Source organism: Acinetobacter celticus (assembly GCF_001707755.1).
Classification (GTDB): Bacteria; Pseudomonadota; Gammaproteobacteria; order Pseudomonadales; family Moraxellaceae; genus Acinetobacter; species Acinetobacter celticus.
This window is the reverse complement of record NZ_MBDL01000010.1, coordinates 423249-441385: the sequence shown is the minus strand read 5'-3', so window position 1 is coordinate 441385 and position 18137 is coordinate 423249. Positions and strand designations below refer to the sequence as shown.

General features: G+C 39.4%; 13 protein-coding genes and 1 pseudogene. 10 read left to right on the top strand and 4 right to left on the bottom strand.

What is annotated here, in order from left to right:
• Positions 1–29 precede the first annotated feature (29 nt).
• The 7 genes and pseudogenes from hrpA to BBP83_RS11205 all read left to right on the top strand — a co-directional run bounded on the left by hrpA (position 30) and on the right by BBP83_RS11205 (position 12049).
• Positions 30–3950: an ATP-dependent RNA helicase HrpA gene (hrpA, locus tag BBP83_RS11235; RefSeq protein WP_068888521.1), complete on the top strand. Its 3921-nt coding sequence runs from the start codon at positions 30–32 to the stop codon at positions 3948–3950.
• A 30-nt stretch (positions 3951–3980) separates the two neighbouring features.
• Positions 3981–5093 (top strand): beta-ketoacyl-ACP synthase III, encoded by a 1113-nt coding sequence (locus BBP83_RS11230; RefSeq protein ID WP_068888518.1) that lies wholly within the window; start codon positions 3981–3983, stop codon positions 5091–5093.
• Between the two features lie 12 nt (positions 5094–5105).
• Positions 5106–5346: pseudogene (locus tag BBP83_RS15530) on the top strand (glycerol acyltransferase); the annotation flags it as partial.
• Between the two features lie 250 nt (positions 5347–5596).
• A complete protein-coding gene (locus BBP83_RS11225; protein WP_068888516.1) occupies positions 5597–7651 on the top strand; it encodes a PcfJ domain-containing protein in 2055 nt (684 codons plus the stop codon).
• Between the two features lie 70 nt (positions 7652–7721).
• Positions 7722–9437, top strand: a complete 1716-nt coding sequence (locus BBP83_RS11220) for an AAA family ATPase (RefSeq protein ID WP_068888514.1) — start codon at positions 7722–7724, stop codon at positions 9435–9437.
• A 101-nt stretch (positions 9438–9538) separates the two neighbouring features.
• The gene (locus BBP83_RS11215) at positions 9539–10522 is read left to right on the top strand and encodes an ion transporter (protein ID WP_068888512.1); all 984 of its coding nucleotides are present in this window, start codon (positions 9539–9541) and stop codon (positions 10520–10522) included.
• Between the two features lie 606 nt (positions 10523–11128).
• On the top strand, positions 11129–12049 hold the full coding sequence (locus BBP83_RS11205; RefSeq protein WP_068888508.1) for a LysR family transcriptional regulator: 921 nt from the start codon (positions 11129–11131) through the stop codon (positions 12047–12049).
• Positions 12050–12278: 229 nt separating this feature from the next.
• On the opposite strand, the gene BBP83_RS11200 is transcribed toward BBP83_RS11205, so the two are convergent.
• Positions 12279–12734, bottom strand: a complete 456-nt coding sequence (locus BBP83_RS11200) for a DUF441 domain-containing protein (protein ID WP_068888506.1) — start codon at positions 12732–12734, stop codon at positions 12279–12281.
• A 144-nt stretch (positions 12735–12878) separates the two neighbouring features.
• On the opposite strand from BBP83_RS11200, the gene BBP83_RS11195 reads away from it, so the two are divergent.
• Entirely contained in the window at positions 12879–13595 is a 717-nt protein-coding gene (locus BBP83_RS11195) for a pseudouridine synthase (RefSeq protein ID WP_068888504.1), read from the top strand.
• A gap of 46 nt (positions 13596–13641) precedes the next feature.
• On the opposite strand, the gene BBP83_RS11190 is transcribed toward BBP83_RS11195, so the two are convergent.
• From BBP83_RS11190 to BBP83_RS11180, 3 genes are all read right to left on the bottom strand, one after another.
• Positions 13642–14085 (bottom strand): GNAT family N-acetyltransferase, encoded by a 444-nt coding sequence (locus tag BBP83_RS11190; protein ID WP_068888620.1) that lies wholly within the window; start codon positions 14083–14085, stop codon positions 13642–13644.
• Between the two features lie 93 nt (positions 14086–14178).
• Positions 14179–14526 (bottom strand): type II toxin-antitoxin system RelB/DinJ family antitoxin, encoded by a 348-nt coding sequence (locus BBP83_RS11185; protein ID WP_068888502.1) that lies wholly within the window; start codon positions 14524–14526, stop codon positions 14179–14181.
• Between the two features lie 108 nt (positions 14527–14634).
• Complete coding sequence (locus tag BBP83_RS11180) at positions 14635–15543, bottom strand: pseudouridine synthase (protein WP_068888500.1); 909 nt, start codon at positions 15541–15543, stop codon at positions 14635–14637.
• A 131-nt stretch (positions 15544–15674) separates the two neighbouring features.
• Here BBP83_RS11180 and tsaE point away from each other — a divergent pair, with 131 nt between their 5' ends.
• Positions 15675–16148, top strand: a complete 474-nt coding sequence (gene tsaE / locus BBP83_RS11175; RefSeq protein WP_068888498.1) for a tRNA (adenosine(37)-N6)-threonylcarbamoyltransferase complex ATPase subunit type 1 TsaE — start codon at positions 15675–15677, stop codon at positions 16146–16148.
• Positions 16145–18136: a DNA mismatch repair endonuclease MutL gene (gene mutL / locus BBP83_RS11170; RefSeq protein ID WP_171258088.1), complete on the top strand. Its 1992-nt coding sequence runs from the start codon at positions 16145–16147 to the stop codon at positions 18134–18136. The genes tsaE and mutL overlap by 4 nt, the downstream gene beginning before the upstream one ends.
• Position 18137 lies beyond the last annotated feature (1 nt).

The window sequence follows — 18137 nt, the reverse complement described above, 5'->3', positions numbered from 1 at the left end:
AATTGTTGTTTTATTAGGGATCTTGTTCTGTGCAGAGTCATTTAAATACAGACCATCTGGTGATGGCGCGTGACCGTCATCGTTTAAATCGACTGCGTAAAGGCAAAGATGCCAATGAAAAACAGTATCAGGAATTATTTGAAAAATCCAATAATAAGGTAAAGTCACGTCTTGCCAGCCTGCCAACCATCAAGCTGAATCAAGATTTGCCTGTTACGCAATGTGCAGAGCAACTGGCCGAAGCCATTCAAAAACATCAAGTGATTATTGTGGCAGGTGAAACGGGTTCGGGTAAAACCACACAATTACCGCAAATTGCGATGCTGGCCGGCCGTGGTTTAACAGGCATGATTGGTCATACACAGCCGCGCCGTTTGGCTGCGCGTAGTGTGTCTGAGCGGATCGCAGAAGAAGTTGGGCAAAAATTAGGTCAGGCCATCAGCTTTAAAGTCCGCTTTAATGAACAAGGTTCTCAAGATTCAATCGTTCGTTTAATGACGGATGGTATTTTGCTGGCAGAACTGTCACATGACCGCTATTTAACCAAATATGACACCATTATTATTGATGAAGCGCATGAACGTTCACTGAATATTGACTTTATTATGGGCTATTTAAAACAGCTCTTGCCACGTCGTAAAGATTTAAAAGTCATCATTACCTCAGCAACCTTAGATGTAAACCGCTTCTCAAGTTATTTTAATGGTGCACCCATTTTTGAAGTTGAAGGTCGCAGTTTCCCTGTTGAAGTTCGTTATCGTCCTATTTCAGAGCTGAATATTGGCGGGAGTGATGATGATGAATTTGATGATTTTGAAGAAAACCTGCCACGTGCAGTGGTGTCTGCGGTAGAGGAGTGTTTCCGAGATGCGCAAGAAAAAGGGCATCCTGAACATGCTGATATTCTAATTTTTGCCAGTACTGAACAAGAAATTCGTGAGCTTCAAGAAACTTTGCAAAAGCATGGCCCGCGACATACTGAAGTATTGACGTTATTTGCCCGTTTGGCTTTGGCTGAACAGCAGAAAATTTTTAACCCTTCTGGTGGTGGTCGACGCATTATTATTGCGACTAACGTGGCGGAAACAGCTTTAACTGTCCCGAATATCCGTTATGTGATTGATAGTGGATTTGCGCGTATTTCACGTTATAACTATCGTTCCCGTGTACAACGTTTACCGATTGAAGCAGTATCACAAGCTGCAGCCAATCAGCGAAAAGGTCGTTGTGGTCGTATTGCACCTGGGGTGTGCATTCGTTTATACAGCGAAGACGATTTCCAAGGTCGTCCAGAATTTACTGAACCTGAAATTAAGCGCACCAATTTGGCCTCTGTTATTTTACAGATGGAAAGTTTAGGATTAGGCACATTTGATGATTTTGATTTTATTGAACCGCCAGATCACCGTTTAGTCAATGATGGCCTAAAACTGCTGATTGAATTGGGTGCAATGAATGAAAAAGGTTCATTTAAAGCCGTAAATGAAAACTCATCTTCTGGAGTGGCAGGTCAAAATCAATCGAAGAAACCAGAAAAATTAACCAAAATTGGTCAACAAATGGCAAAAATGCCAATTGACCCGCGTTTGGCCCGTATGATTTTAGGCGGTGCACATTTTGGTGTATTGAATGAAGTTTTAGTGATTGTGGCAGCGCTTGCTGTGCAAGACCCGCGCGAACGTCCTGCTGATAAACAAATGCAGGCAGATCAAAAGCATGCGTTATTCCGCGAAGCAGATTCAGACTTTCTGTTTTATATTAAATTGTGGGAAACCGTGCATGGCGGTGAAGAACGCATGAGTGAAAATAGACGACGCAGTTTTGCGCGTGATCATTTTCTCAGTTGGTTGCGTTTGCGTGAATGGAAAAAAACCCATGAACAATTGGTTGATTTAGCACAAGGTTTAAAGCTGTCTTTTAATGAAAAGAAGGCCAGTTATGAAAACTTGCATCGTGCTTTATTGACAGGGTTGCTGTCGTTTATTGCCAATAAAACCGATGAACGTAATGTCTTTATGGCAGTACGTCAGCAAAAAGCCCGTATTTTCCCTGCATCAACGTTGCATAAAAGTAATACGCCGTGGGTGATGGCTTTTGAGATGGTGGAAACCTCACAGGTTTATCTGCGGACATTGGCAAAAATTGAACCTGAATGGATTTTATTGGCTGCAGGTGATTTGCTGAAGCATCATTATTTTGAACCGCATTGGTCTAAAAAAGCGGGAATTGTGAATGCCTATGATCAAATTTCATTATTTGGCTTAATTATAGAGCCGAAACGACCGATTAATTATGAAAAAGTCGATCAGCCTGCGGCTCATGAAATTTTCCTACGAGATGCATTAACCACAGGGAATTTAGGGGCTACCCCGCCATTTTTACAGCATAATCTGCGAAAACTGGAAGAGGTGGAGCGAGTAGAAGATAAGTTACGTCGCCGTGATTTGGTGGTGGATGAAGAAACCATTTATCAATTTTATGCCTCTAAAGTACCTGAAGATGTGGCGAGTCGTCGAACATTTGAAGACTGGCGTGCAACCGTAGAACCGCAAAATCCGAAATATTTATTTGTCGATGATGATGCGCTTTGGATGAATGATCGTCCAACTACACAGCAATTTCCAGACTTTCTGCACAACGGCGATTTGCGTCTGGCTACCAGTTATTGCTTTGACCCGAGCCATGATGAAGATGGTGCAACAGTCAAAATTCCAGTACAAGCTTTGGCTCAGGTTGATGAGAATTTGTGGTCATGGGGCATTCCTGGTTGGCGTCAAGATTTAATAGAGGCATTGCTCAAGGCTTTGCCGAAAGATAAACGACGCAATCTGGTGCCTATTCCAGATACGGCAAGAAAGCTGATGTCGCGGATAGATGCGGTACATTTACAACAACACATCTTTAACTTTTTGGCTTTTCAACTGCGTGCTGAACAAATTTCAGAGAAAGACTTTTCATTAGATCGCATAGAGCAGTATTTATTGCCCTTGATTAAAGTGATTGATGATAAGGGACGAGTCATTGAGCAAGGCCGTGATTTAGCCGAGTTAAAAGCCCGTTGTCGCACAGAGACCCATAGCCCTGTCAAGCAACTGAAAGGGGAGTTTAAAGCCTTCCCAGAGACTTTTGTTTTTGAGGCTTCACAAAAAGTGACGGGTGTTGTGGTTAAGCAATATCAAGCACTGGTGCCAACAAAAGCATTTGCTAGCTTAGAGCAAAAAGATGAATCTGGTGTGGTTATTCAAACTTTTAATGACCAAAAAGAAGCCATTAAGCAACACCGCGAAGGTGTGATTCACCTTGTACATATGCAACTTGGTGACTTGGTTCGTCAGCTGAAAAAGCAAATTTCTAAACCGCTGGCCTTGGCTTATTCACCCTTAGGTGATAAAGCCAAATTAGAGCAAATGCTTGTGTACGCCACGCTACAAATGTCAATCAATCAGCTTCCTGTCAATGAGGCAGAGTTCCAAGACTTAGTCTTAAACGTAAGAAAAACCTTCTTGATGCAAGGGCAAAAGGCATTGCAAGTGCTGAGTGAAATTTATATTCAATGGCAAGATATTCGTCGAAAATTATTGGTTTTAGATGATTCTGTGTTTGGAAAAAATATTGATGATATTGAAGATCAGCTCGATTTAATGTGCCTTGCAGATTTTGTTTATGTGAAACCTTCAGATGTATGGGAGGAATTTCCACGTTATTTAAAAGGTTTGATCTTGCGTTTGGAGCGTTTGCCCAATAATCTGCAAAGAGACAATTCTGCCATTGATCAGGTTGATCCATGGATGGAAAAATTATTTAAGTTTAAAAATGACACTCGCCTTAAAGAACTGTATTTCATGGTCGAGGAACTGCGTATCTCATTATTTTCTCAACCGATGAAAACCAAGATGCCAATTTCTCCATCCCGCTTACAAAAAGTATGGGATAAGCTTGGAATCAGTTAATATATAGGTAATTTGAATAAGGAGTTTTACATGGGCATTCGCATTACTGGTACTGGCGTTTATCATTCAGAACACGTGATTACCAACGAAGAGTTAGTTGAAGGTTTAAATGCTTATGTAGAACAGTATAACCAAGACAACGCTGAAAAAATTGAAGCGGGCGAATTAGAAGCGCGTCGTGGTTCTAGTGCTGAATTTATTGAAAAAGCGTCGGGTGTTAAACGCCGTTATGTTGCAGAAAAATCAGGTATTTTAGACCCTAAACGGTTACGCCCACTTTTGCATGAACGTTCTAATGACGAACTTTCTATTCAAGCCGAATGGGGTGTAAACGCCTCTAAACTGGCTATGGAACAAGCTGGCGTAACGGCAGAAGACATTGATGTAGTTATTTTGTCATGCTCAAATATTCAGCGTGCGTACCCAGCAGTTGCAATTGAAATTCAGTCTGCGCTTGGTATTCAAGGCTATGCTTATGATATGAATGTTGCTTGTTCAGCTGCAACTTTCGGTATTAAGCAAGCTTATGATGCAATCAAAGCAGGCGCACGCCGTGTATTATTGGTCAATGTAGAAATTACCTCTGGTCATACCGATTTCCGTTCTCGTGACTGTCATTTTATTTTTGGTGATGTTGCAACGGCTTCGATTATTGAAGAAACGACAACTAAAACGGGTTTTGAAGTGTTGGACATTAACTTGTTCACGCAGTTCTCAAACAATATTCGCAACAACTTCGGTTACTTAAACATGAGCGAAGTGGATGCAGATATGGATAACAACCGTTTCCGTCAAGACGGTCGTAAAGTGTTCAAAGAAGTTTGTCCATTGGTTGCGAAAATGATTACGCAGCAATTGGAAAAAAATCAAATTGCGCCTACGAATGTAAAACGCTTTTGGCTTCATCAAGCCAATGCGAGCATGAATGAATTGATTTTAAAATTGGTTGTGGGTAAGAAAAATGCGACATCTGAGCTAGTACCAATTATTCTAGATGAATTTGCCAATACGTCTTCTGCAGGTGTAATTATTGCGTTGAATCGTTCAGCAGATCAAGTGAATGACGGTGAATACGGTGTTCTTTGTTCATTTGGTGCAGGTTATTCAGTGGGTTCAATTTTAGTGCAAAAGCACGTTGCCTAAAGGATAAATGCATTGCAGGTTGAACATGATACAAAATGGATTAAGTACCTAAGCGCGCTATCCAAAATGTATTTCACGTCGATGTTTATTGGCGCTGAATATGTTGATGCATCAAAGCCTGCAAGGTAGATTGGTCATCACACCCTTTACGGGGTGTTTGATGCCCCATGTTATTGCTTATTTATACAATGCACATAAAATGGCTATGGTCAGTATTGCGGATCATAGCCATTTTAATTTGCCACTTTGGCGCAGGTGCGCATAACTGGTTCCAGAAAAGACTAAGCGTTCCTCAATTAAGTCAAATTTTACGCCGTGGTGATGTGATTTCTTCGCCACCAAGTTGAGTGTATTTTAATCTCATAGATAGTCAGCTCAATCTTCAATTCAATGTCTAAACTATCACTATAAATATTTTATCTTTGATCAACGGTATAGAGCATTGACCTAATATTCTCTATATTGAACAAGCCTGAATCAGTCAAAATGAATAAGGGAAGAGTATGCAAACAGAATGTGCAGTTTCTGAGCATGGAAAAATAGCTCAGTTACTACTGCGTATCTCACCTGAATTAAATCAAATCGTGCAAGATCAATTGGCATTGGTCGAGTATTTTAACGGCTCTCATTTATTTAAAATTGAGCAAGAAGCGTGTTGTATTCGAATTGCATCGCCACTTTTTATGATTCAGTTTCATCGTCCAGAGCCAATGACTCAACTGGCATCAAAGCCATTGGTTCATGGTTGTTTTGAATATATGGGGCAAAAGGCCGAAGGTCTAGAAGAGTTTTTTTTAGATGAAGTGCATTTTCTAACAGGTGATTTAAAAGCACAGCATCCTTTATTTTTGCGCAGTAAAGCACAACAGTTAAGAACACTCATTATTCAGCAGATTTATCTGTGGGGTGATGTTGCTCAGCGGGTGCAACAGGTTTTACATCATTTAGATTTGGCTCAGGCACAGTTGATTGACCAGTTGATGCTGGATGCACATGTGTATGACTGTCAGATGATGCAGAACTTAGTCCTGGATCAGCATTCCATTCCCATTGCTGTATTGCATCTTTTTCAGCATTTATTTCGTTTAGATTCAGTATTTGGACAAGAGGTTTTGCCATTACAACCGTTAATGGAAAGCTATGATGATTTATGTTTTAGTGCAGCACAATTTTTAGACCCTGCAATTTATAGAATTATGTCCTTGTCTTTTAAGGAACAGTTTAATTTAAATCAATTGATTGAACACGAAGATGATATTCGCCTGTTGTATCAACATGTGCAGGAACAGCCTCATCTTTTGGGTTTTGCACGACTGATGAATCGGGAGATTTGGCAAAGGTCAAATTTATTGTCTAAGCAACATTTTTTGACTACGAGTTATGGCGTTTGGCAAAAAAAAGTTGCAGTCTTGCCTTTGTTTGATGCGACACGCACAGTGAATTGGTTGTTTAAGCAGTCTGCGGAAGTCTTAGATTGGGTCAGTCAAAACATTCAACACAGTAATATTCGTACAGCAGTGATCGCATTAAGCTTTATGGACACCAGTCAGGCGCATCCCCAAGTGGTTTTAGCCACATTGCAGTATTTTCAACATATTTCAGCCCGTTTATTTATTCAAAGTTGTCATTATTTGGCTGTGCAGGACAAATGGTTCGATCACCCACAAAATAATGCAGTGGTACTGCAAGGAACGCGACAGGCGATAGATGATCATCGTGTGGCTATTCGTCCGTCTATTTTGTATTTAGATGAATGGATGGCGCTGACCCGTTGTATTGCGAGTTCAGACCAGATAGTTTTTAAAAAAGTTTATTTAAATTTGAGCCGTGTGATGCAAGCGTTCATGCAGCATTTACAGAAAAATACCACCGATTTCCCATTAGATGTGATGGCTTATATTTTACCTGAACGGCAACAAGATCGTGACTTTTACACAGTTTTGCAACGCCATCGAATTCAGTTGGATGTATTTCGTCGGCAGTTTTACTTACGGTTTAGAGCCGTTCGGAAAACGGTGTTTGATGCCTATGTACGTGACTATTTAAGCACTTATTTTTCGGAAAATAAAACTGTGCCGAAAACTGTTACATGGACAGGGCTTTTTCATCAAGCTGTGGCATGGCATGAGCAGATTCAAAAAGAAGAAATTTTATCAAAATTAACCAAAGACTTTTCTTTAGCCACATGGCAACCGATTTGCGAACATCCGCGTATTGAATTTGGACAGTGGGTATTTGAAGAGCTACAAAGCATTGAGCAGATTATTGATGAATCTAGAAAGTTACAGCATTGTTTAGCTTCTAGTTATGCACAGCGTATTATTGAAGGTGAGTATGTGGCTTTCCAAATGCAACATACGCAGCTACGACAGCGTATGACTTTGGGATGTATTCGGCAACAAGACATTCAACATCATCTGCTCTTCGATCAATTGGAATTGCCAAATAATGAAAAAGCGGATGATGCATCTAGACAGGTTGCGCAGCGTTTTATTGATTGGCTCAATAAAATGAATTCCCCAGAAATCAATAAGTTTGATCATCTGTTGTTAGATTGATGACGGAACAGGCTTAACATTTTCGCCAAAACTCGTTAGGCTATAGCCGTTATTTAACGGTATAGGTCATATGAAACAGGAAACTGCACTCAAGTTATTAAAAGCGGGCGAAAACGTCTTTTTGACAGGTTCAGCCGGTGCAGGGAAGACGTATACCCTTAATCAGTACATCAATTATTTAAAAGCCCGCAAAGTAACCGTGGCTATTACCGCGTCTACTGGTATTGCTGCTACACACATGAATGGCATGACCATTCATACGTGGGCAGGTATTGGCATTAAAGATGCGATTTCAGAAGATGAATTAAAGCGCATGAAAGAGCGCAAATACTTGAAAGAGCATTTAGAAAATGCGCAAGTTCTGATCATTGATGAAATTTCAATGTTGCATGCAAAACAGCTGAATTTAGTCAATAAAGTACTGAAATATTTTAAAGAAAGTGAAGAGCCATTTGGTGGCATACAAGTGATTGCTGCGGGTGATTTTTTTCAGTTGCCTCCTGTCGGTAAAAAAGAAGAGCGTAACCGCGACAAGTTTTGCTTTATGTCAGATGCATGGGTCGAAGCGAAATTTCGTGTCTGTTATTTGACAGAACAACACCGTCAAGGTAATGATTATCTTAATGATATTTTAAATGCCATTCGTGCGCAAAATATTTCGCCAGAACATATTCAAGCCTTGAAGCAAACTCGCGATCAAGGCATTGGTGATATTTTTACTCGTTTGTATACCCATAATATGGATGTGGACAGTATTAACTTTAAACACTTAAATGAAATTGATCAGGAGTCTCGTCAATTTGATGCCCAATGTGATGGTAATGATAAGCTCATTGAAACCTTAAAATCATCTGTACGCGCCCCTGAAAATTTGACTTTAAAAAAGCATGCCAAAGTCATGTTTGTAAAAAATAACTTCGATTTAGGTTATATCAACGGCAGTTTGGGTGAAGTGATTGCCTTTGAAGAAGATGATGAATATGGTGTTTTGCCGAAAGTAAAACTCACAGATGGTACGACTTTAACGGTCGAACCTGAAACATGGTCGGTAGATAATGATGAAGGTAAAACTATTGCCAGTTTTCAGCAAATTCCGTTACGTTTAGCGTGGGCCATTACCATTCATAAGTCACAAGGGATGACCTTAGAAACAGCTGAAATTAATTTGGCGAATACCTTTGAAAAGGGTCAGGGTTATGTGGCATTGTCACGTTTAAAGACCTTAAATGGTTTGAAATTGTTAGGTTTAAATGATCAAGCGCTAGAGTTGGACAGTTTAGCAATTAAAGCCGATCGACGTTTTCAAGAGCTTTCTGCTGAAGCCGATGAGCATTTTGCAGATGCTGATTGTACCGTACAGCATAAAGCCTTTATTCGTCATTGTGGCGGTACGTTAAATGAATATGAAATTGAACGTAATGAGAAGAAAATTGCCAAAACAGGGGCAAAGCAAAACTTTGCATCGGCGACTTTAGATGAGACGCGTGCATTGTTTGAAGATGGCTATGAAATTCAGGACATTGCGGTAGAGCGAGGTTTAACACCAGCAACCATTATTAATCATTTGGGGCGCTTACATAAAGAACAGGCTTTAGATATTTCGGTGGCCAATCCTGGTGAAGAAAGTGTCGAGCAAGTACGCAAAATTTATAAGCGCTTAAATAAGCGTAAAGAAGCAGATCATTTTAATGATGATGGTAGTATTAAATTACGCCCCATTGTTGAATTAACCAATCCACGCATGGGTTATGACCAGGTGCGTTTAGCACTTTTATTTGTCGAATAAAATAAACTGTGAGATTTAGAAATTTGTTCAATTGCCTGATTCTATTTTAAATATCATCAGTTAAACTGAAACATAATTTCTAAATCATCATTTATACGACTATGGCATTTACGTCTTGGTATACGCTGCGAAAGTTCGTTTATAACAATTTACATAACGAAGAATATGAGACGACGTTTAGTCGCGTTATTAACTTTATTTTAATTGTATTGATTTTAGCGAATGTGGCGGCTGTTTTATTAGAGTCGGTCAATGATATTTATCAATCCTATCGTTTATTTTTTGATATGTTTGAACATTTATCCATTGCTATTTTTAGTTTTGAATATCTGCTACGCATGTGGTCAATTGCAGAAAAAGAACCCTTTGAGTCTGCATGGAAAAACCGCCTGAAATGGATTAAAAGTGGCGGTGCAATAATTGATTTACTTGCCATTTTACCTGCGTATATCAATTTTTTTGTACCCATCGATCTACGTTTTTTAAGAATTTTACGTTTATTGAGATTACTAAAACTCACGCGCTATTTTGTTTCATTGCAAATTTTGTTGCGGGTTATTGAACGTGAAAAAGGCTCTTTTCAAGCCGTGGTTTTTATTCTTAGTATTATGATTGTGATGGCAGCTGCTTGTGTTTACGTGGTGGAAAGCAAGGCACAACCGGATGTATTTACATCTATTCCTGCATCTATGTGGTGGGCAGTTGTTACTTTAACTACAGTGGGTTATGGCGATGTGACACCCATTACACCTTTGGGGCGTTTTTTAGGGGCAATCATTACAGTTTTAGGTGTCGGTTTGGCGGCTTTGCCTGCGGGTATTTTGGCGAATGGTTTGGCCAATGAGTTGGAGCAACGTAAGCAACATTTAGAACTTAAGTTTAGAGAACTGCTACAGAATTCAGAAATAGATTTGATTACAGATGTCGATAAAATTGAAGATATTCGTAAAGATGTTGGGTTAACTGTAGAGCAGACCCGAGATATGATTTTACAGCTGCTTCGGGAACAGCGAGAAGAAGCCTTAAAGCAAGAGCGGGAACAATATGCATATTGTCCACATTGTGGCAAAAAACTGCCTGAATAATACTTATAATTTTACTTCTTATGCATAAATAAAATGATAAAGAGAGTAAATAATCAAATAATTTTTTGATGTAAATTATTAAAAATTTAAATCATAAGTATTTGAAATAAAAGGATGGGATATGGATTTTGATTTTTTTAGAAAGCCAATCACACTCAGGCAGTTTTTATTTATTATTGTCTCCAATAATTTTTACTGTCGTGATCGGTATCGCTAAAATTTTGGAGCCGAGTGAGCTATCCAGCTTAAAAAAAACCTATGAGTGCGGAAAATTTGGTAATCAGCAAATGCGTATTGATCGAAAGTACTTATTTTTTGCAAAACTTTAAATGGTTCTGATATGAGCTATTAGAAATGGCGATGACGGGTACGGTGTGTGAAGCGAGGAGAGATTAAGAGAGCATATATCTTTTCCTCACTGTTTGATGCTTAACCTGTAGAGAGTTTTAAGTTTTATGCCAATAAACTGATGATTTTGCCGACAGTTACCCTTGGAGCGTGAATTAAATTATGTATAGAAGTGATAACATGAGTGAAATTCAAGTTCTAATATAAAAAACTATTCTTTTTTATATTCAGTTAGCCTTTCATGCAGGAATATCATACATGATAGAAATTCGCCATTTAAAAACTTTAACAGCATTGAGAGAGCATGGTTCATTGGTTGCAGCAGCCAATGACTTATGTTTAACGCCATCGGCAATTTCACATCAATTAAAAGAATTAGATCATTGGTATGGTGTCGAAGTGGTTAATCGTCGTACTCGTCCTGTGACTTTTTCTCATGTTGGGCAACGTTTACTGAAACTAGCTGATGATGTTTTACCGCAGGTGCAAATTACCCAGTCGGATATTACCCGTATTGTGCATGGGCAAACGGGGCGTATTACTTTTTCCTCTGAATGTCATAGCTGTTTTGATTGGTTGATGCCTTTATTGAATGGTTACCGTCAGCAATATCCAGATGTCGATTTAGATTTTGCTTCAGGCTTTGAAGCGAACCCACATGAGTTGCTACAAAATGCTGAATTTGATCTGCTGATTACTGCCGACCCGATTACGCTAAAGGGCATCGAGTATTTTCCAATTTTTGAATATGAGTCGCGTTTGGTACTGTCACACACTCATCCGCTGGTTCGCGCAGAAAATATTACTGTACAAGATTTGGCTGAAGAGACCTTAATTACTTATCCTGTCGATAAACACCGTTTAGATATTATGGCTAAGTTGTTTATTCCAGCGAATATTCAACCTAAAAATATTCGGACTACAGATTTAACCCAAATGCTGATTCAGCTGGTCGCAAGTGGCCGTGGTGTGGCTGCTTTGCCTGATTGGGTGGTCAATGAATACGAGCAAAAGGGTTGGGTAACTTCACGACGTCTAAGCTGTGTGTCGCCCACTGGATTGCGCCGTACTTTGTATGCGGGATATAGAGCCGAAGAAAAAGACAAAAGCTATTTTGAAGGATTTTTAAAGCAACTGGAAAAATTCTCTCAAAAACGTCATAGCTATTATTCATCTTAAATAAAAGGGAGTGCATTTATACATGTATTCCCCCATTACAACAGCAATGAATGTCGGCCCAACAATAATTGTTAAATAGGCGCTCATCACTTTGGTTGAGGGGCTGGTGTTGTCACCAAGCAGGGCGAAGTCTGGCTGAATAATATTTATCTTCTTAACGTTTAGAAAGTGATGAGCGTGCAGATTGATTATTTAAGATGAATTTTATTCAGTCCACAATACTTCGCATTTATCGATTAATTCCAATGAGTAAAGACAACATGCCTGCTGCAATTAAAGGGCCAACAGGAACGCCACGTAACACTGCAACCCCCGCGACCGTACCAATGAGTAAACCAGCTACAACATCAGGCTGATTTGACATTAGCTTAACACCACGCCCGCCTAACCATGCAACCGCTAGACCAATGATGATAGCCAGTAATGATTTCCAACTTAAAAATGATTTTAAAATGGCATCTCCTGGAATCTTCCCGCTGGCAATGGGAGTGAGTACACCTATGGTTAAGATGATAATGCCAACGTTTAGCCCATGTTGTTGTAAGAAGGGAAAAAACTCACTGAGTGGTGTAATGCGAAATACAATTAATACACCTGCTGCAATGGTGATGGCGGTGTTGTGACTAAAAACACCACAAGCCAATAAAACTAAAAGTACAATTAAGTTGAGATCGAGCTGAGACATGAAATCTAGTCTGGGAGATAAAGAACTGTGAATATTGTAACCTATTTCACATTTTGACAGACAGTAAAGCTGACTTTGCACTGCGTTGAGGCTGTTTCAGTATAGAATGCGTGGTATTAATCAAAAATTATTTGAGTCTTATTTATGTTGTTGGAAAAAATGCTCCAGTCACAGGGTTTTGGTGCGCGTAAACACTGTCAGCAACTCATAAAAACTGGTGCTATTACTATTCATGGCGAAGTCATCACTGACCCAAAACATAAACTGAATTTGAATGATTTGGTGTTTGCTGTACATGGTACACAGTATGAATACCGTGAAAAAATCTACATTGCTTTAAATAAACCGAAAGGCTATGAATGTTCACATCAAGCAACACACCATTTTAGCGTATTTGACTTATTTGATGATGTACATCTGAATCGTGGCTTACAATGTGTCGGGCGTTTAGATCAAGACACAACAGGATTGCTTCTATTAACGGATGATGGTCAGTTTTTGCAAGCACTCACACATCCTAAAAAGCATGTGCCAAAAGTATATCAAATGCATACAGCAGACCCTGTTACACCAGAACAGATTTTGCAATTACAGCAAGGGGTCGAGTTACGCAATGAGAAAGGTATTTTTGCCGCGACGGATGCAGAAGCTTTAGGTACACATCAGTTGCAGATGACTGTGCATCAAGGGGTTTATCATCAAGTGAAGCGTATGTTAGCTGCAGTGGGCAATAAGGTAGAACAATTGCACCGTGCGCAAATTGGTCAGTTGAACTTAACTCATTTGAATGCGTTACCAGAAGGTAAATGGGTCTATTTAACGGCAGAACAAATTGCCTTGGCTAAATATAGAGCTGAATAATTTAAATATAATTTGTAGATTTTGAATACATCGATTTTCTTGGGTTTTATTTTAAGAAACAATGATAGGTTTGAAATTCATTGTCTTTAATAAAGCCCATCGTTTCATACAGTTGATGTGATTGATAATTGTTTTTTTGGGTTTCAAGGGTGATGCGTAACGCATTTTGATGACGGGCAAACAAAATTGCAGTGTCAATGAGTTGTTTGGCTGAGCCTTGACGACGGTAAACAGGGGTCACGTAGACATCATCTAAAATATAGTAAGTTGAGCAAGCTACAGAAGAAAAACCTAAATACAGTAAAACAAAACCTGTAAACACATTATCTTTAATATGAATGAAAAATACACTTTCTTGGTTGTCAAAACGTTGTTTGAGAAATCTGTAAGATAAGTCTAAATTTGATGAAGCGCCATAAAATTGACGATATTCATCAAAAAGCACAGCCAGTTGATTTAAATCTTGTTCTTCGGCGCGTCTAACAATCATTTTTTTCTCCATGCTTTCATTGTGTTCTTTTAATGAAGCATAGCGAAAAATCAAAATAGGTTAGTCTTTAAATTGTTTGTAAATGCAACAGTGTTAATTTTTGTCACCTTCGCCCAAAATGGCATTCAGTTCTTCAAACAAGTCCATATGCTCATCATCCAAAAGTACTTCATTGTCTAGGGTATCTTGATCGAGTACGGAAATGAGTTCTGCTGCACTTAATTGTGCGTCTTGTTGTTTTAATTTCCGTAGCCGAATGAGCTGTTCCAAATTGATATTTTGATTTTCAATTGAAAAGGGGATGGACTTTGTCAGTACAACTTGCTTGAAAAAAAGGCGCACTGCTTGAGCAGGTGTAATCCCTAATTGCTTAAAGACTGTGAATGCCTGTTTCTTTTCTTGAGAGTCAAGACGGATTTGATAAACTTCAGTTTTTCTCATAATTTTACAAAGCTTTAAATTACTTAACTTTTCGCCTTTATTCTAATCAAAAATCATAGAATTTCAACAATTAAAGATAAAAATTGCAAAGATTTTGTAATGACACTGTTATGACATTGTCAGTTCTTGTGTTGAGCTGAACTGCATGGGCAACAAAGTGACTGGGTCTTTAAATGCAATGTGTTTGGCAAGAAGTTGTAAGGGGGCACTAAAATCATCATCCGCCTTATGTTGTACGGTTGGATAGAACGGATCATTTTGGATTGGAATACCGAGGTGACTTAAATGCACACGAAGCTGATGTTGCTTGCCTGTATGTGGTTTTAGTTGGTATTTGGCCCAAATGTCATTGTGTTCCAATAATTGAATTTCTGTTTCACTATTCGGCTCTCCATCTAAAACTTGCATGGTGTAAAAAGGTTGGCCTTTGTCCATTTTTAAACGAGTGATTTGCGGAAATATAAGTTTCTCTGCAAACGATGCAATAGCATGATAGGTTTTTTGTACCTGACGGGACGCAAACATTTGCTGATAGATGCCTCGTGTTTCAGGACGTTTAGAAATTAAAACAACACCTGCTGTTTCACGGTCTAAACGATGAATAGGGCTTAAATTTTCATTTCCAGTTAGATTTTTTAAGCGTACCAATAAGGTTTCTTGTACGTATTGCCCCGTTGGGCTCATGGTTAAAAAGTGCGGTTTATCAATCACCATAAAATGATCATTTTCAAAGAGTATTTTATGTTCAAAAGGTACATGAATTTCATGCGCTAAAAACCGATAATAAAACACATGACTATTGGCCTGAAAAGGGCTGTGAATAGTCAGTTTGCAACCTATTGCGTCATAAACCAAACCATCTTCAAAGCGTTGTTTCCATTCAATGGTATCAATATGACTAAATTGCATACATAAATAAGCATAAATGGTTTGAATAGGTGCAGAAGAGGCGTGTAGGAAAATTTTGCTGGCGCTCACGCCACGTAACATGGGCGGTGTAAATTCGGCAGGGTGCATATTGCTACTTTAAATTGATTTGAAGATAAGCGACTAGACCATAAAAAACAGACAATCTAGTGAAAGGGAATAGGCTTTTGAAACCCCGCGATGCTATCATAATTGTTCTTTAAATTCATATCGTGAGTATTATGCAGTATTCATTTAATTTAGCTTTAAACAATGAAGAAGATACACAAAACTTAGCGAAAGTTTTGGCACAGCATTTTACTGCGGGCGTTATTTATTTAATTGGCGATTTAGGTGCAGGAAAAACCACACTGACGCGTTATTTGCTACAAACCATGGGACATCAAGGTGCCGTAAAAAGCCCGACTTATACCTTGGTCGAACCGTATAGTATTCAAGGCAAAGAGGTTTTTCATTTCGATTTATATCGTCTGAATGACCCTTATGAACTTGAGTTGATGGGTATTCGTGATTATTTAGAAACGCCTAATGCTTTATTTTTATTTGAATGGCCATCTAAAGGTGGTGATGAAATTCCAGAAGCCGATTTAATTATTAATATCGAAAAATCGGATGATGGTCTTTTGCGTACCGCTAAATTAAGCTCATCGTCAGCAATTTTACAGCAGGCTTTAGAGAGTCATTTTGCATCATGAATGATCTCAGCACGCGCCGTATTCGTACACTAGCTCCTGCATTAGCCAACCAGATTGCGGCAGGTGAAGTGATTGAACGCCCAGCTTCGGTGGTGAAAGAGTTGCTGGAAAATGCCATTGATGCGGGCGCAACTGAGCTGACGGTTCGTATTGAACAAGGTGGTAGCACGCTTATTGAAATTATTGACAATGGGCGTGGGATTCATCCTGACGATTTGTCTTTGGCTGTTATGCGACATGCCACCAGTAAAATTCAAACTGCAGATGATTTACAGGCCATTGTTAGTTTAGGTTTTCGTGGTGAAGCATTGGCTTCTATTGCAGCAGTGTCACGTTTGACCTTAAGTAGCAGTCAGGATGAAGACGGTGTGGGCTATCAGGTTGAAGTGAATGGTACGGCTTTTGACCATCAAGAAATTCAAGCGATTGCATCACAAAAAGGCACACAAATTCGGGTGCAGGATTTATTTTTTAATGTGCCTGCACGACGAAAATTTTTAAAGAAACCGGGCACTGAATTTGGTCATATTGAAGAAATTGTTCGTCGTCTGGCACTGACGCATTTCGATATTCGTTTTGTATTAGAACATAACAATAGTATCAAGCTGAATTTGCCACTTGCAGACAGCGGAGAATTACGTTTTCAACGCGTGCAACAACTTCTTGGTCGTCAATTTACTGAAAATGCTTACTGGATAGATACAGACAGCGTGAATATGCGTCTGAGTGGTTGGTTGGGGCATCCTTCTGATGCACGCTCACAGGCAGATTTGCAGTATGTCTATGTGAATGGACGTATCGTCAAAGATAAAACGATTTCACATGCTTTACGCATGGCTTATGAAGGTATTTTGCATGGGCATCAATATTCTGCATATTTGCTTTTCTTAGAGGTCGATCCAGAAAATATTGATGTGAATGTACATCCGACCAAACATGAAATTCGTTTTTTAAATCAGCGTGAAGTGCATGAATTTGTTCGCCATTATGCGAAGGCGACGTTATCGCAATTTCAAACAGCATCGGCCGAATTATCATCTGCAATGAAGCAAGATGATGTTGCTGTGCAGCAGGCTTATCAAGCTCAGCCACGCTACCAAGAACAGTTCCAGATGCATCGAGCTACAGAAGAACAGGTGGTTGGTCCTTCAAATACTGAACTTGCGTCAGGTGGATTAACCAATTTTAGCTCAGACCAGCCCCAAACTGTTTCTTATGCACAGCCTAATTCATCCAATGCATCATCACAAGGTTATAGCGCGGGCTACACCTCGCAATATGCAGGTTCGCAAAAGCTAAATAATGCTTTGCAAAGTTATTTAGCCCCCTTACGTGAAACCCCAACCCATTTAAAGTTGGATGAATCTTCACTTGAAAACCATATTGCAAGTAAAGTCGATGAGCATCCTTTGGGAATTGCGATTGCGCAGTTACATGGTATTTATATTCTTGCGCAAAATACTGAAGGTTTGATTATTGTTGATATGCATGCGGCACATGAACGTATTGTGTTGCAACAAATGAAAACCGCTTGGGATAAACCTGAATTCTGGACCTCTCAACAGTTACTAATTCCTAAGATAGTTGCTATTAGTCGCATGCAGGCTTCACGAATTGATGATTTGAAAGAGCAACTTGCGCGTTTGGGTTTGGAAATAGATCAGTACGGTGATGAGCAGGTGATTGTTCGCGGTGTGCCCGCTATTTTGCATAAGGCCAATTTTGAAGCCCTTATTCCTGAGTTGTTGAATGATCTAGATCCGAGTGATCAAGCCCAAGGTTTATTGCAAAAACGCGACCAAATTTTGGCAGGTATGGCATGCCATGGTGCGGTACGTGCGCATCGGTTGCTAAGCCTTTCAGAAATGAATGCGTTATTGCGTCAAATGGAACAAACTGAATTTGCTAGTCAATGTAATCATGGACGTCCTACGTGGCGTGCATTTCCATTGGCTCAATTAGATAAATTATTTGCTCGAGGAGAGTAGC